Below are 14,102 nucleotides of genomic sequence, written 5' to 3'. Positions count from 1 at the left end.
GGTTTTGAGGCCTTCCTCCCTGTTCCCTTTCCGATGAGAGCCAGAAAGAGCGGAGCACCACAGTGACGATGCCGTTGTACGCCTCTCCCGAGCAGCTGATGCGGGAGCGTTCCGAGATCGCGCGCAAGGGCATCGCGCGCGGCCGGAGCGTGGTCGTGCTCAAGTACCGCGGTGGCGTGCTGTTCGTGGCCGAGAACCCCTCGGCGACGTTGCACAAGGTGTCGGAGATCTACGACCGGATCGGTTTCGCGGCCGTGGGCCGGTACAGCGAATTCGAGAACCTGCGGGTCGCCGGTATCCGGCACGCGGACCTGAAGGGCTACCAGTACGACCGCCGGGACGTCAGCGCGCGTGCCCTGGCGAACGCGTACGCCGCGACGCTGGGCAGCATCTTCACCGAACAGCTGAAGCCGTTCGAGGTGGAGGTCTGTGTCGCCGAGGTCGGCGCGACCGCGGCCGAAGACCAGCTGTACCGGTTGACCTACGACGGTTCGATCTACGACGAGCCGAAGTTCGTCGTGATGGGCGGTCAGGCCGATACGCTCACCACGAAGCTCAAGGAGAGCTTCGAGCCGGACATGGAGCTGGCCGACGCGCTCGGCGTCGCGGTGAAGGCGTTGCGCGCCAACACCCCGGCACCCACGAACGGCGACTCGGACCCGGTGAAGCTCGAGGTCGCCGTCCTGGAGCGGGAGCGGCGCGGCCGCAAGTTCCGGAGGGTCGCCGGGGCGGCGCTGGACGCGCTGCTCCCCGTCGAGCCGGAGGAACCGGAGACGGACAAGGCCGAGGGCGACAAGCCTGAAGGTGAGTCCAAGTAGGACTGCGCCCCACCGAAAGTCCGTGAAGGCCTCCTTTCCTACGCTCAAGGTAGGGAAGGAGGCCTTCACGGACTTTCCGGCTTACCGCTCCTCAGAGCCGGTAGATGGTCAGCGCGCTGGGCCGTGAACGGAAGCGGAAGTCCTTGCCGAGCGGTCCGACCTCCCCGTCGGTGGCGACGCGGCGGTTGCCGTCGAGGAGCCGGACGTGCAGTTCCGGCAGGTCGAGTTCCTGGTACACGTGGCTGGCGTTGAGGCTGTTCGTGATCATGGCCAGGATGAACCGCGCCCGCGAGTACGGCAGGTCGGCGCGCAGGTAGCGGACGTCGAGCAGGCCGGTGTCGAGTGCCGGGCGGTGCGAGGGCGCGAGCCCCTTCGGCGCGTAGGTGCCGTTGCCGACGAACAGCAGCCAGATGCTGGCGTGCTTGCCGTTGAGGGTCACTTCCAGCGGCTTCGCGCGCCGGAGCGTGCGGGCGAGCGCGATCGCCGCGGACGGCCACTTGGGATGCCGTTTCTGGAGCTTTTCCCGTAGCCGGACCATCTCCGGGTAACCGCCGAGACTCGCGGTGTTGACGAAGTAGCGGTGGTCGTCCTGGTCGTTGATTTCGACCTCGCCGAGGTCGACGCCGACGGCGTTGCCCGCCTCGGTGGCGGCGTCGGCGTCGGGCATCGAACGCATGCCGACGTCGCGCGCGAAGTGGTTGAGGGTGCCCGCCGGGATGAGGGCGAGCGGCAGGTCGTGATCGGCCGCGACGGCGGCCACCGCGGCGACCGTCCCGTCCCCGCCGGCGACGCCGAGCGCCCGCACGGTGTTGTCGCGGGCGGCGATCTCTTCGCAGAGCTGTTCGCGCAGGTCCTGCTTCGGGTCCGGGTACAGCACCGTGGCCTTGGGCCAGGCGTAGCGGACGTCTTCGGTCGGGTCGCGGCCGTCGATCCCGGAGAGCGGGTTGACCAGGACCAGCATGTCCTCGCCGTCGCGCATTTCGGGGGCTTCGGCGGTGTGCGCGGTGCGCCCGGGGACGTCGGGATTCAGCGGCCACCAGTGCCGGGTGAGCAGGCCCGCGCCGATGCCGATGCCGATCCCCACGCCGACGTCACTGGGCCAGTGGACGCCGGTGTGGACCCGGGAGTAGGCCACGGCGGCGGCCAGCGGGACCAGGGCCGCGCCGGTTTTGGGGGATTCCATCGCGACGGCCGTGACGAAGGCGGCCGCGGACGCCGAGTGCCCGGACGGAAAGGACGACGAGGTCGGGCGCCGGACGAGGCGCCGGTTGAGCGGCACCTCCTCGGCCGCGGGACGGCGGCGGGGGAACAGGGGCTTGCCGACCAGGTTCGCCGCGGCGCTGGCGCCCGCGATGGCGGCCACGCCGCGCAGGGCGCCGCGGCGGGTAGGCCCCTTCTTCGCCGCGAGCAGGACGGCGACACACCACCAGAGTTTGGATTTGTCCGCACTTTTGGAAAGGGCCGTGATGACGTCGTCGGCCCTGGTCCTCGGTAGTGCCGCACTCCGGGCCATCAGGCGCCGGTCGGTCCGGCCGACCTTGCGGAAAGGGCGTTTGAGCTGCTTTAACACGGTTTCACCGCTTCCGGGTCAGGTCGACATGTGCGTGATACCCGATCGGGACTTCCCGCACACCTTTCACCGAATGCAACGTACCGACCGCGTGTCGCCGCCCGAACGGCGCACCTTCAGCGGGTCCTCACCGCCTACTCTGGTGGGATGCAGCGGCGGATCTTTGGCATCGAGACCGAATTCGGGGTCACGTGCACCTTTCACGGTCAACGCAGGCTCTCCCCGGATGAAGTGGCGCGTTACCTGTTTCGGCGGGTCGTGTCCTGGGGACGTTCGTCGAACGTCTTCCTGTCGAACGGCTCCCGGCTCTATCTCGACGTGGGTTCCCACCCGGAATACGCCACGGCCGAATGTGACGACCTCGTGCAGCTCGTCACGCACGACAAGGCGGGGGAGCGGATCCTCGAGGACCTCCTGGTCGACGCCGAGCGACGGCTGGCGGACGAGGGCATCGGCGGCGACATCTTCCTGTTCAAGAACAACACCGACTCGGCGGGCAACTCCTACGGCTGTCACGAGAACTACCTGGTGACCCGTGCCGGCGAGTTCTCCCGGATCGCGGACGTGCTGCTGCCGTTCCTGGTGACCCGGCAGCTGATCTGCGGCGCGGGCAAGGTCCTGCAGACCCCGCGCGGCGCGGTGTACTGCCTGTCCCAGCGAGCGGAACACATCTGGGAAGGCGTGTCCAGCGCGACCACGCGTTCCCGGCCGATCATCAACACCCGCGACGAGCCGCACGCCGACGCCGAGCGTTACCGGCGCCTGCACGTGATCGTCGGCGACTCGAACATGGCCGAACCGACCACGATGCTGAAGGTCGGGTCGGCCAACCTGGTGCTGGAGATGATCGAGGCGGGCGTCCAGTTCCGTGACTTCACCCTCGACAACCCGATAAGGGCCATCCGCGAGATCAGCCACGACCTCACCGGCCGCCGCCAGGTGCGGCTCGCCGGCGGCCGGGAGGCGTCCGCGCTGGATATCCAGCGTGAGTACCACGCCCGCGCCGTCCAGCACGTCAAGGAGACCGGTTCCTCGCCGCAGTCCGAGCGGGTCGTCGAGCTGTGGGGCCGGGCACTGGAGGCGGTCGAGCAGCAGGACTTCAGCAAGATCGACACCGAGATCGACTGGGCGATCAAGCACCGGCTGGTCGAGCGCTACCGCAACAAGCACGACCTCGACCTGTCGAGCCCGCGGATCGCGCAGCTCGACCTGGCCTATCACGACATCCGGCGCGGCCGCGGCATCTTCGACCTGCTGCAGCGCAAGGGTCTGGTCCGGCGGGTCACCGACGACGGCGAGATCGAATTGGCCAAGGACACCCCGCCGCAGACCACGCGGGCGAAGCTGCGCGGTGACTTCATCGCCGCGGCGCAGGCCGCCGGACGGGACTTCACCGTGGACTGGGTGCACCTCAAGCTGAACGACCAGGCGCAGCGGACCGTGCTGTGCAAGGACCCGTTCCGCTCGGTGGACGAGCGGGTCGAGCGGCTGATCAGCTCACTCTGATTGGTCCGTGAAGGCCACTTTGAGGGAATCAGAGTCCCTTAAGGTGGCCTTCACGGATCTTCGAGGGAGAGGTGCGCCGATGCGCCGTGCGTTGCTGGTCCTGCTGGGAGCGGTCGTTCCGCTGGCGTTCACCGGCGCCGCGCAGGCCGCGCCGGACTGTCCCGATCCCGCCTGGACGGAGACCCCGACGGGCACGGACGCCCAGTTGCGCGGTCTCTCCGCGGTGGATTCCCGGACGGCGTGGGTCAGCGGCAGCAGGGGCACCATTCTGCGTACCACCGATCGCGGCCGGACCTGGCAGCCCGTCGCCCCCGCCGGCGCCGCGGCGCTCGATTTCCGGGACATCGAGGCCTTCGACGCCGATCACGCCGTCGCGTTGTCCATCGGGCCCGGTGAGGCGTCCCGGATCTACCGCACCGACGACGGCGGCAAGACCTGGCGACTGTCGTTCCAGAACCCCGAACCGGCCGCCTTCTACGACTGCCTCGCCTTCTTCGACCACCGCCGCGGCCTCGCGATGAGCGACCCGGTAGACGGGAAGTTCCGCCTGCAGTCCACTTCGGACGGCGGCCGCACCTGGCAGCAGGTACCCGCCGCAGGCATGGTCCCCGCGCTGGACGGCGAGTTCGGCTTCGCCGCCAGCGGCCAGTGCCTCACCACCTCGGGCCCGCGCGACGCCTGGATCGCCACCGGAGGCGGTGCCCGTGCCCGGGTCCTGCACTCCGGCGACGGTGGGCTGACCTGGGAAGCGGCCGACACGCCACTGCCCAGCGGCGCCTCCGCCGGGGTCTTCTCCGTGACGTTCCGGGACCCGCGGCACGGTGTCGCCATCGGCGGCGACTACGCGGCCCCGAACGCGCCCGGTCCCGCTGTGGCGTTGAGCGCGGACAAGGGCCGCGCCTGGCGGACGCCGTCGGAGGCTCCCGTCGGCTACCGCTCGGGTCTGGCCTGGCTGGGGAACACGGTCATCGCCGTCGGGCCCGGCGGAAGCGACCTGAGCCCGGACGGCGGACGGCACTGGCAGTCGTTCGACACGGGCTCGCTCGACTCGGTCGATTGCGCTCGCGGTGCGTGCTGGGCGAGCGGTGCGAAAGGCCGGGCGGCCCGGCTGTCGTGAGTGGCACCACCGGTCACACCTACCCCCCCAGTACATGATGGCCCCCTTCCTTGCGTCTAGCGCAAGGAAGGGGGCCATCATGTACTTCAGGCCAGCAAAGCCGCAGGCCACTAGCCTCGGCGGTGCTCCAGATCGCGCGGGACCGCGACATCAAGGTGATCGGTATCGCGGGAGCGGCGAATCAGGACTATCTGCGCGGCTTGGGCGCTCTCGCCACGACGTACGGCGAGGGCTGGGTCGAGCGGGTCCGCGAGCTGGGTCCGGTCGACGCGGCCCTCGATCTTGCGGGCTCCGGGGTGATCCGTGAACTCGTCGAGTTGACCGGGGATCCGCGGAAGGTCGTCTCCATCGCCGATCTCGGCGCGCCGGACCTCGGCGTCCGGTTCTCCGGCGTGGCCGGGAGCGTGCCGGACGCGCTCGCCGAGGCCGCACAGGCGCAGATCGACAGCCAGGCGGGTCACACGCGCGGGCGCCGGGTCATCCTCGTCTGAGGAGGAAAGGGCCTAAGCTCGGAGGATCATGACCGCACACGCAGATCCCGGCTCGGACGCCACCGAGCACCTGGTGGAGGTGTTCAAGGCGCTCGCCAACCCGGTCCGGCTCCAGGTGCTCGGCTGGCTGCGCGAACCCGACCGGCATTTCCCGCCCGAGCGGGCGATCGCCGATCAGAACGAGGTCGGGGTCTGCGTGAGTCATCTCCAGGAGAAGCTGGGGCTCGCGCAGTCCACCGTGTCGGCGTACATGGCCTTGCTGCAGCGTGCCGGGCTCGTCCGGTCCACCCGGGTGGGAAAGTGGACCCACTACCGGCGTGACGAACAGCGGATCGCGCAACTCGTCGACCTGCTGGGACGCGCCATCTGAGCCTCCTCGGGAATAACATATCGAAGATCTGCGATACTTCGATATGTAGGATCCGACCTGAGGAGAGACAGATGGAACTGGGGCGTTTCGGGATCTGGACGTTCGACTTCGAAGACCAGCCCGCCGCCATGCTGCGGGATTCGGTGCGGGAACTGGAAGAACTCGGCTGGCCCGCGATCTGGATCCCGGAACGGGACGGCCGCGAGGCGCTGACCCACGCCGGCTTCCTGCTGGCGTCCACCGAACGGATCTCCGTGGTCAACGGGATCGCGCGGATCGGCTCCCGCGGGCCGCGCTGGGCCCATGGCGCGGCGCTCTTGCTGGCCGACGCTTATCCGGGCCGTCACGTCTTGGGGCTCGGCTTCGGTGGCGCGCAGCCCGGCGTCAAGCCGCTGGAGGCGATGAACGACTACCTCGACGAACTCGACACGGTCACCAGCGCCAACCCGCTGCCCGCCGCGCCGATACGACGGTTGCTGGCCGCCTATGGGCCGAAAATGCTCGAGCTGGCCCGGGACCGTTCCGCGGGGGCGCACACCTATCACGTGCCCGTCTCGCATACCGCCCAGGCGAGGGAAGTGCTGGGGGACAAGGCTTTCCTTGGCGTCGAGCACGCCGTGCTGTTCGAAACGGATCCGGGCAGGGCGCGGGAGATCGCCCGCGAACACCTGCGGGTGTACCTGACGTCGGAGTACAACGTCGCCAAGTACCTCCGCCTCGGCTACGCCGAATCCGACCTCGACGGAGGCCGCGGCAGCGACCGGCTTGTCGACGACCTCGTGTTCTGGGGCGACCTCGACACCGTCGTCGCGAAACTGCACGCCCACCTCGACGCCGGCGCCGACCACGTCGGGGTTCAGGTCATCGGTGTCGAACCCGGTGAATCGGCCATGCCGCACTGGCGGCGGCTGGCCGATGCCCTGCTGCCGCGGTCGGCCGCCGCGCGCTAGCGGACCTGTCCGGTCGGCCGGACCACGATCTCGTTGACGTCGACCGAGGGCGGCTGTTCCAGTGCGTAGAGCACCGCCCTCGCGATGTCGTCGGGTACCAGCTTCGGCTTGGACTTCGAGTCCTCCGGGATCATCGAGGTGTCGACCAGCCCCGGTTGCACCACGGTGACCCGGACGCCGGTACCGACGGCCTCCTCGCGGATGGATCCGGCGAGTCCGGTCACCGCCCACTTCGTCGCCGAGTAGAGGTTGCCCGGCCGGTGATAGCGCCCGGCGACCGAACCGGTGAGTACGAGATGTCCCTTCGACTCCGCCAGTGACGGCAGGGTCGCCCTCGCGGTGAGGGCGGTGCCGTAGACGTTGGTCAGCACCATGTCACGCCACTGTTCGGGGTCCGCGCCGCCGTCGCCGAAGAACGACACCACGACGCTTTGCCCCGCGTTGGCGAACACCGCGTCCAGTGCGCCGAAGGTGTTCTTCACCGTCTCGACCGCGGCGGCCAGCGAGTGCCAATCGGTGACGTCCACCGAGAGCGCGAGGGCGCGATCCTCGCCGAACCCGGCGACGAGGGGGAGCAGCGCCTCGCGGTCGCGGGCGAGCAACGCCAGCCGGAACCCGGCGGCCGCGGCCCGTCGGGCGGTGGCCTCGCCGAGACCGCGGGAGGCGCCGGTGATCAGCAGTACTCGATCGTTCATGCCTCCAAACTAGGTGGCGTGTAGGTGTCCCACTCGGGCACCGGTTCGCCGGAGAGGGAAGCGCCGAGCCGGTCGAGGTAGAAATGCCAGCCCTTGGCGATGTCCGACGTGTCCCAATCAGGCTTGGGCATCCGGTGCACGAAGTCGAGCACCGTTCCCTCGCCGTGCGGGGTGAGGGTCAGCTCCACCCGCCAGGTCGGCTCGTCGGTGTTGTGCAGGTCCATGGCCAGTCGTTTCGGCGGGTCGCATTCGCGGATGACGGCAGGCGCCGGTTCGGCGCCTGCCTCCGCGGTCATCCGCAGCATGACGGTGTTGCCGACTCCTGGGTCGCCCGTCCACGTGCCGATCCAGCGGGCCGTGCGCTCGGATTCGGTGAGTGCCGACCAGACGTCTTCGATCGGGTCCGGATACTCGCGCCGAAGTTCGAGCCGGGTTTCGTCGTTGTCCATGATGTGAAGATAACTGTAGCCTTAATTAAGCGTCAACTTATGGGGTTGGTCAGCGCCAGCCGTCCGCGCAGCCCGCCCGCCGCGAGTCGCTCGTGCGCCTTCACCGCCTCGTCCAAAGGCAAGGTGTCCGCGATCCGCGGAACGAGCACGCCGTCGTCGGCCAGAGTCGCCAGCTCGCCGAGAGCGGCACCGTCCGCGCGGATCCAGACGTGCGCGACCTTGATGCCGCGCAAGGGAATCGGGGCCGCTCCGGCCGCGAACACCACGAACCGCCCGCGGTTCGCGACGGCGTCCAAGGCTTCGAGGCCGAGTAGTGCCGTGTCCAGGGCCGCGTCGACGCCTCCGGGGACTTCGGACCGCACGCGGTCAGCCAGGAAGTCGCCCCGGGGCACGAAGATCTCCGCGCCGAAGCCTCGCACCGGTGCCTCGTCGGCGGAACCGGCGACGGCCACCACCCGGAAACCGCGCGCCTTGGCCAAGGCGACCGCGTAGCCGCCGACAGCGCCCGCCGCCCCGGTCACCAAAACCGTTGCTCCCGCCGGAAGATCGAGCAGGTCGAGCGCCTGGAGCGCGGTGAGAGCGTTCAGTGGGAGGGTCGCGGCCTCCACGGCGGACACCGTCCGCGGCGCGGCGGCGATCGCGTCCGCGTCGAGCACGACGTATCCGGCGTAGGCGCCGAGCGTGGTCGCCGGCCGGTCCCGCAGGCCGATCACCGCGTCACCCGCGGCGAACCCGGTGACGCCGTCGCCCACCGCGTCGACCGTTCCGGCCACGTCCCAGCCGAGCCCGAGCACTTCCCGCGGCGGGATGATCCCCGCCTCGGTCAGGAAACCCGAGCGGGTCGCGGCGTCGACCGGGTTGACCCCGGCCGCGGCCACCTTCACCCGCACCTGACCGATTCCCGGCCGGGGCACCGGGATCTCGGTGAACTCCAGGACCTCCGGGCCGCCGAGCCGGCGGACCACCACTGCGCGCATCGTTCTCCTCCAAGGGCTCGTTCGGAGCGAACGTATGGGGAGTTACTCTCCAGCGGGAAGTACGCACTTCGAGGTGCCCAACTCACGCGGAGGTACGGCGACCGTGGTCACGCGCACGGCACAGGAACGGCGGAACGAGGAGAAACGGGCCTACGACGCCTACCTCGCGGCCTGTCCGGCCCGGAAGCTGCTCGACGAGGTCTCGGGCAAATGGGTCAGTCTGGTCCTGGTCGCCCTCGGCGACGGGCCCCAGCGCTACAGCGACCTTTCCCGACGGATCGCCGGCGTCAGCCAGAAAATGCTCACGCAGACACTGCGCACCTTGGAACGGGACGGTCTGCTGACCCGCACCGTCACCGCGTGTGTACCGGTCCGGGTGGACTACGAATTGACCGAGCTCGGCCGCAGCCTCCGTGAGCTGCTGGCCGGGATCAAGGACTGGGCCGAGACGCGGTTCGACGAGGTCGAGTCCGCCAGGGATCGTTACGACGCGCGATCGGCGGCTCTCACCATCGGGTCGGACGGCGCGGGCTAGGGTAGCCGGGTGTCCACCGCACGCGCCGAACGTCTGGTCAACCTGGTTCTGGCCCTCCTGTCCACCCGGCAGTACCTCACCGCCGAGCGGATCCGGGGCATCGTGCCCGGGTACGCCGACGCGGCCAGCGACGAGGCCTACTTCCGCATGTTCGAGCGCGACAAGACCGAACTGCGCGAACTCGGCATCCCGCTGGAGACCGGACGCAACTCCGCCTTCGACGCCATCGACGGCTACCGGATCGCGCGCCGTGACTACGAACTCGGCGAGATCGACCTCGCGCCCGACGAAGCGACGGCGGTCGGTCTCGCCGTGCGGCTGTGGGATTCACCGGAACTGACCGGTGAGGCGCAAGGCGCGTTGGTGAAGCTGCGCGCCGCCGGGGTCGAGGTGGACGACAACGCCCCGACGGTCGTCGAACCGCGCGTGCGCGCCGAACCGGCGTTCGGTCCCCTGCTCGCCGCCGTCCAGGCCGGGCAGGCGGTCCGCTTCGAGTACCGGCGCAGTGGTTCCGCCGAGCGCAAGATCCGCACCCTCGAACCCTGGGGCGTCGTGTCGTGGCGTGCCCGTTGGTACGTCGTCGGGCACGACAGGGACCGCGGCGCGCCCCGCTGCTTCCGCCTTTCGCGCGTCACCGGGAAGGTCGAGCCGGTCGGGAGGCCCGGCGTCGTCGAACGCCCGGAAGGGGTCAACCTGCTGCGGATGGTGTCGGCCAGCAGCGGTGAGGATCCGTCGGCGCCGACCACCGCCAGCGTCTGGGTCGCCGACGGCCGGGCCGCCGGGGTCCGCCGCCGCGGCCGGGTCGTCGGCCGCAGCGACGCCGGAGGAGAAGAAGGCGACCTCGTGGAGATCGAGCTGTACTACCCCGAATCCGCCGCCGACTGGCTCACCGCCCACGGCCCGGACATCCTGGTCCTCGAACCCGATGTCCTCGCGAAGTCGGTTCTCAGCCGCCTCGAAGCCATCGCGCACGCCGGTGGTGCCCGATGAGCGCCACCGGACGGATGCCGCGTCTGCTGGCGCTCGTGCCGTACCTGCTCGCCCGGCCCGGTATCAAGATCACCGACGCCGCCACCGATTTCGACGTCTCGCCCAAGCAGCTGCGCAAAGACCTCGAACTGCTGTGGATGTGCGGGCTGCCCGGCTACGGGCCCGGTGACCTCATCGACCTCTCCTTCGAAGGCGACACGATCGTCGTCACCCACGATGCCGGGATGAACCGCCCGCTGCGGCTCACCGGTGGCGAAGCGACGGCCATGCTCGTCGCGCTGCGGGCGCTGGCCGAGACGCCCGGCGTACTCGATGCCGACGCCGTCCGCCGCGCCATCGCGAAGATCGAAGCCGCCGCGGGACAGGCGCAGCCGTCGGGAATCGTCGTCGGCGGGGGAGTCCGCGAGGGCAAGAAGACCGCCCGCACCCGCGAAGCCGTCCGGGCAGCGCTCACCGCGAAGCGCGCGTTGCGGATCCGGTACTACACCGCGTCCAAGGACGAGATCACCGAACGCACCGTCGACCCGATGCGGCTGCTGATCGTCCAGGCCGTCGGCTACCTCGAAGCGTGGTGCCGCCGTGCCGAGGACGTCCGGCTGTTCCGGCTGGACCGCATCGACGAGCTCACCGTGCTCGACGAACCAGCCGTTCCGCCCGCGCACGCCCGGCCGACCGACATCTCGGACGGTGTCTTCCGCCCGCGTCCCGATCAGCAGGAAGCCGTTCTCGTGCTCGATCCCGACGCACGGTGGGTAGCCGAGTACTACCCGTGCGAGGAACTCGACGAGCTCGACGGCGGACGGCTCCGCATCCGGATGCGCTACGCCGACGAGTCCTGGATGGTCCGGCTGATCCTCGGGCTGGGCGGAGACGCGCAGGTCGAGAGCCCGGCCACGCTGGGAGAGGCGGTTCGTCGCCGGGCGGCCGACGCGCTGGCGCGGGCACGTCACCTTGCGTCAACCTACGAGCAGTAGGGTGACGCCGTGTCGTACCTGCCGAGCATCGCGCTCGCCGTCGCCGGGCTGATCGCCCTCTTTGTTCTGCTGATCAAATTACGCGGAGTCTTGCGCGTGCTCACCCATACGATGAGCATGGTGGCTACGAACACCCGAAAACGGACAGGGCTTCTTCGCGCCCGGTCGGCCGCACTCCGCGTGGCGATCGCGCGACGACGTGGGCTCGAAGACCGGTAACATCACACTCAGAGACTCGAGAAGGAGGCCGCAAACGATGAACGCGCTGCAGCCGTGGCACATCATCATCCTGGTGCTCGTCGTTGTTCTGCTGTTCGGCGCCAAGAGGCTTCCGGACGCCGCGCGGTCCATCGGCAAGTCCATGAAGATCTTCAAGGCCGAGACCAAGGACATGGCCGGAGACAAGGACAAGGCCGCCGAGACCGAAGAGGTCGAGACCAAGCAGCTGCCGCAGGCCACCACGCCCGCGCCCGCCGCCTCGACCGCGCAGGACAAGCAGGTCGCCGACCTCCAGCGTCAGCTCGACGAGCTCAAGAAGCAGCAGGCCGCCACGCCCGCTCCGGCCGAGCAGGCGCAGAAGAACGCCAGCTGAGCGGTCTTCAGTAAGCCAAGCGGAGCCTGTTCGCGGATGAGCGCGCCGAAAGCACGGCGCGCTCATGGTGGACCCTGACGAGAACGGACTGTCCAGTGGCGGATTCCGCCTCCGGTGAGGAGCGCCGCGGCACGAAGCGGCGCAAGCGCAGCCGTCGGAGCAATCCCGACGGCACGATGACGCTCATCGAGCACATCTACGAGTTCCGGCGCCGTCTGGGCTTCGCGCTGCTCGCCATCGTGGCCGGCGGGATCATCGGCTTCATCTGGTTCCAGACCAGGGTGGGCCCGATCCCGTCGCTGGGCGAGATCATGACCGGCCCGTACTGCGGCATCCCGTACCAGCGCAGGCTCGGCGGACAACCCCATGGCCCCTGTCAGCTGCTCCAGACGGTGCCGTTCGAAGCCTTCATGATCCAGCTGAAGGTCGGTCTCGCCGCGGGCGCGGTGCTGCTGGCGCCGCTGTGGCTCTACCAGATCTGGGCGTTCATCGCGCCCGGCCTCTACTCGAAGGAGCGCAAGTACGCGCTCACCTTCGTCTTCTTCGCCTCGATCCTCTTCGCCTGCGGCGCGGTGCTGGCGTACCTGCTGATCCCGCACGCTCTCGAACTGCTGATGAACTTCGGTGGCGACCAGTTCATCACCGCCCTCACCGGTGACAAGTACATCTCGTTCATCCTGTCGCTGCTGCTGATCTTCGGCGTCAGCTTCGAACTCCCGTTGTTCGTGGTCATGCTGAACCGCGTCGGGGTTCTGAAGTATCAGACACTGAAGAAGTGGCGCCGCGGTCTGATCATGGTCGTGTTCGTCTTCGCGGCCTTCGCGACGCCCGGCTCGGACCCGTTCTCGATGATCGCCCTGGCGGGTGCGCTGGTGGTGCTCCTGGAGTTCTCCATCCAGATCGCGCGCTTCCACGACCGCAAGCTCGACAAGGAACGCGGCACCGAGGGCTGGGACCAGCTCGCCGACGACGAGGCCGCGCCGTTCGACTACACGCCGAGCACGATCGACGAGGAGCCGTCGGCCGCCACGAACGGCAAGCGCACCAGCACCGACGACGTCACCTGATCACGGGATGCACGCGGCACTGGCCGTCCACCCCGCCTCCGGCAACGGGGCGGCGGGACGGCTGCTGGAGTCGGTCGCGGCGCGGCTGCGGCCCGCCGTGGACCGGCTCGACGTCCTCGTCGCCCACACGGTCGAGCAATCCCGTGCGCTGATGACCGATTCGCGTGCGGCCGGACTGGATGTCCTCGTCGTCCTCGGCGGCGACGGCGCGGCGCACCAAGGCGTCCAGTTCTGCGCCGAATCCGGCGTCGCACTCGGCCTCGTCCCCGCGGGCACCGGCAACGACTTCGCGAGGGCGCTCGGCATTCCGGAGCATCCGCACGCGGCCGTCGATCTCGTTGCCAGGCGGATCGCGGAGGGGAAGCGGCGGAGGATCGATCTCGGCCGAGCCGGTGGCGAATGGTTCGCGACCGTTCTGTGCTCCGGCTTCGACGCACTGGTCACCGAACGCGCCAACCGGCTGACCTGGCCTCGCGGCCCGCGCCGCTACGACGTCGCGATCCTGGCCGGACTGGCCGCCTTCCGCACCTGGCCGGTCGTGCTCCGCACCGACGTCGAAACGATCGAAGTCGACGCCACCATGGTCGCCGTCGGCAACACCCCGTTCTACGGCGGCGGAATGCCGATCTGCCCGGGAGCGGACCCCGAAGACGGACTCTTCGACGTCACGGTCGTCGGAAAGGCCACCAGACGCGACCTGCTCCGCATGCTGCCCGGCGTCCGCAAGGGCGAACATCTCGCGCATCCGGCGGTCCGGACCCTGAAAGCCAGTGAAATTCACCTCGCCGGCAGCGACCTGCCCGTCTACGCCGACGGAGAGCCGCTGGGCGGGCTGCCGATCGACATCACGTGTGTCCCCGGGGCGCTCACCGTTCTCGGCTGAGGGCGATGCCGGGAGTGGCCGGTGAGGCTGCGGGTCGTGAGCTCGGCTCCGCCGAGGAAACTCGACCTTCACATCCTCACGAGGAGCGCGATTCTGGACGCCGCCCTGGCTCCCCAGT

Annotated in this window: 16 protein-coding genes and 1 pseudogene; 13 read left to right on the top strand and 4 right to left on the bottom strand. The window is 69.4% G+C overall.

The features are described from left to right. The first annotated feature begins 62 nt into the window (after window positions 1-62). Window positions 63-818 (top strand): proteasome subunit alpha, encoded by a 756-nt coding sequence (gene prcA, locus AVL48_RS02075; protein WP_074038266.1) that lies wholly within the window; start codon window positions 63-65, stop codon window positions 816-818. Window positions 819-909: 91 nt separating this feature from the next. On the opposite strand, the gene AVL48_RS02070 is transcribed toward prcA, so the two are convergent. Then, window positions 910-2,388, bottom strand: a complete 1,479-nt coding sequence (locus AVL48_RS02070) for a bifunctional phosphatase PAP2/diacylglycerol kinase family protein (protein ID WP_061986549.1) — start codon at window positions 2,386-2,388, stop codon at window positions 910-912. A gap of 147 nt (window positions 2,389-2,535) precedes the next feature. Between AVL48_RS02070 and pafA the strand changes: the two genes are divergently transcribed. From pafA to AVL48_RS02045, 5 genes and pseudogenes are all read left to right on the top strand, one after another. Then, window positions 2,536-3,894, top strand: a complete 1,359-nt coding sequence (gene pafA, locus AVL48_RS02065; RefSeq protein ID WP_007035399.1) for a Pup--protein ligase — start codon at window positions 2,536-2,538, stop codon at window positions 3,892-3,894. Window positions 3,895-3,973: 79 nt separating this feature from the next. Then, entirely contained in the window at window positions 3,974-5,011 is a 1,038-nt protein-coding gene (locus AVL48_RS02060) for a beta propeller repeat protein (protein WP_061986548.1), read from the top strand. A 110-nt stretch (window positions 5,012-5,121) separates the two neighbouring features. Continuing rightward, a pseudogene (locus AVL48_RS02055) lies at window positions 5,122-5,502 on the top strand (MDR/zinc-dependent alcohol dehydrogenase-like family protein); the annotation flags it as partial. A gap of 28 nt (window positions 5,503-5,530) precedes the next feature. Further along, complete coding sequence (locus AVL48_RS02050) at window positions 5,531-5,872, top strand: ArsR/SmtB family transcription factor (protein WP_061986546.1); 342 nt, start codon at window positions 5,531-5,533, stop codon at window positions 5,870-5,872. Between the two features lie 71 nt (window positions 5,873-5,943). Then, window positions 5,944-6,822, top strand: coding sequence for a TIGR03620 family F420-dependent LLM class oxidoreductase (locus tag AVL48_RS02045; protein WP_061986544.1), 879 nt, complete (start codon window positions 5,944-5,946; stop codon window positions 6,820-6,822). Here the strand turns inward: AVL48_RS02045 and AVL48_RS02040 are convergent. From AVL48_RS02040 to AVL48_RS02030, 3 genes are read right to left on the bottom strand one after another with little or no spacing between them, the layout of a single operon-like run. After that, window positions 6,819-7,517: an SDR family oxidoreductase gene (locus AVL48_RS02040; protein WP_061986542.1), complete on the bottom strand. Its 699-nt coding sequence runs from the start codon at window positions 7,515-7,517 to the stop codon at window positions 6,819-6,821. The two genes, AVL48_RS02045 and AVL48_RS02040, sit on opposite strands and share 4 nt — an antisense overlap. Beyond that, window positions 7,514-7,966, bottom strand: a complete 453-nt coding sequence (locus tag AVL48_RS02035; RefSeq protein ID WP_061986540.1) for an SRPBCC family protein — start codon at window positions 7,964-7,966, stop codon at window positions 7,514-7,516. Before AVL48_RS02035 ends, AVL48_RS02040 begins: the two co-directional genes overlap by 4 nt. A gap of 32 nt (window positions 7,967-7,998) precedes the next feature. After that, complete coding sequence (locus AVL48_RS02030) at window positions 7,999-8,943, bottom strand: NADP-dependent oxidoreductase (RefSeq protein WP_061986538.1); 945 nt, start codon at window positions 8,941-8,943, stop codon at window positions 7,999-8,001. 103 nt (window positions 8,944-9,046) lie between these two features. Between AVL48_RS02030 and AVL48_RS02025 the strand changes: the two genes are divergently transcribed. The 7 genes from AVL48_RS02025 (at window position 9,047) to AVL48_RS01995 (ending at window position 13,984) form a co-directional block, all read left to right on the top strand. Then, window positions 9,047-9,478 (top strand): winged helix-turn-helix transcriptional regulator, encoded by a 432-nt coding sequence (locus tag AVL48_RS02025; RefSeq protein ID WP_061986535.1) that lies wholly within the window; start codon window positions 9,047-9,049, stop codon window positions 9,476-9,478. Between the two features lie 9 nt (window positions 9,479-9,487). After that, the gene (locus AVL48_RS02020; RefSeq protein WP_061986533.1) at window positions 9,488-10,468 is read left to right on the top strand and encodes a helix-turn-helix transcriptional regulator; all 981 of its coding nucleotides are present in this window, start codon (window positions 9,488-9,490) and stop codon (window positions 10,466-10,468) included. Then, the gene (locus tag AVL48_RS02015) at window positions 10,465-11,442 is read left to right on the top strand and encodes a helix-turn-helix transcriptional regulator (RefSeq protein ID WP_061986531.1); all 978 of its coding nucleotides are present in this window, start codon (window positions 10,465-10,467) and stop codon (window positions 11,440-11,442) included. Before AVL48_RS02020 ends, AVL48_RS02015 begins: the two co-directional genes overlap by 4 nt. 9 nt (window positions 11,443-11,451) lie before the next feature. Beyond that, window positions 11,452-11,661, top strand: coding sequence for a bacteriophage holin (locus AVL48_RS02010; protein WP_061986529.1), 210 nt, complete (start codon window positions 11,452-11,454; stop codon window positions 11,659-11,661). Window positions 11,662-11,698: 37 nt separating this feature from the next. Continuing rightward, a complete protein-coding gene (tatA, locus tag AVL48_RS02005) occupies window positions 11,699-12,034 on the top strand; it encodes a Sec-independent protein translocase subunit TatA (RefSeq protein WP_061986527.1) in 336 nt (111 codons plus the stop codon). Between the two features lie 95 nt (window positions 12,035-12,129). Then, window positions 12,130-13,101, top strand: a complete 972-nt coding sequence (gene tatC / locus AVL48_RS02000; RefSeq protein WP_061986525.1) for a twin-arginine translocase subunit TatC — start codon at window positions 12,130-12,132, stop codon at window positions 13,099-13,101. 7 nt (window positions 13,102-13,108) lie between these two features. Then, the gene (locus AVL48_RS01995) at window positions 13,109-13,984 is read left to right on the top strand and encodes a diacylglycerol/lipid kinase family protein (RefSeq protein ID WP_061986523.1); all 876 of its coding nucleotides are present in this window, start codon (window positions 13,109-13,111) and stop codon (window positions 13,982-13,984) included. The last annotated feature ends 118 nt before the right edge of the window (window positions 13,985-14,102 follow it).

The organism is Amycolatopsis regifaucium, assembly GCF_001613935.1.
GTDB classification, from domain to species: Bacteria; Actinomycetota; Actinomycetes; order Mycobacteriales; family Pseudonocardiaceae; genus Amycolatopsis; species Amycolatopsis regifaucium.
Note: the sequence above shows the minus strand (reverse complement) of the source record. Positions and strands in the feature narration are given on the sequence as shown.

Excerpts from the sequence above, each read along its gene's own strand:
- AVL48_RS02050 (WP_061986546.1), top strand. The coding sequence starts at position 5,531 with ATGACCGCACACGCAGATCCCGGCTCGGACGCCACCGAGCACCTGGTG.
- AVL48_RS02015 (WP_061986531.1), top strand. The coding sequence starts at position 10,465 with ATGAGCGCCACCGGACGGATGCCGCGTCTGCTGGCGCTCGTGCCGTAC.
- AVL48_RS01995 (WP_061986523.1), top strand. The coding sequence starts at position 13,109 with ATGCACGCGGCACTGGCCGTCCACCCCGCCTCCGGCAACGGGGCGGCG.
- tatA (WP_061986527.1), top strand. The coding sequence starts at position 11,699 with ATGAACGCGCTGCAGCCGTGGCACATCATCATCCTGGTGCTCGTCGTT.
- AVL48_RS02045 (WP_061986544.1), top strand. The coding sequence starts at position 5,944 with ATGGAACTGGGGCGTTTCGGGATCTGGACGTTCGACTTCGAAGACCAG.
- AVL48_RS02030 (WP_061986538.1), bottom strand. The coding sequence starts at position 8,943 with ATGCGCGCAGTGGTGGTCCGCCGGCTCGGCGGCCCGGAGGTCCTGGAG.
- pafA (WP_007035399.1), top strand. The coding sequence starts at position 2,536 with ATGCAGCGGCGGATCTTTGGCATCGAGACCGAATTCGGGGTCACGTGC.
- AVL48_RS02040 (WP_061986542.1), bottom strand. The coding sequence starts at position 7,517 with ATGAACGATCGAGTACTGCTGATCACCGGCGCCTCCCGCGGTCTCGGC.
- AVL48_RS02060 (WP_061986548.1), top strand. The coding sequence starts at position 3,974 with ATGCGCCGTGCGTTGCTGGTCCTGCTGGGAGCGGTCGTTCCGCTGGCG.
- AVL48_RS02035 (WP_061986540.1), bottom strand. The coding sequence starts at position 7,966 with ATGGACAACGACGAAACCCGGCTCGAACTTCGGCGCGAGTATCCGGAC.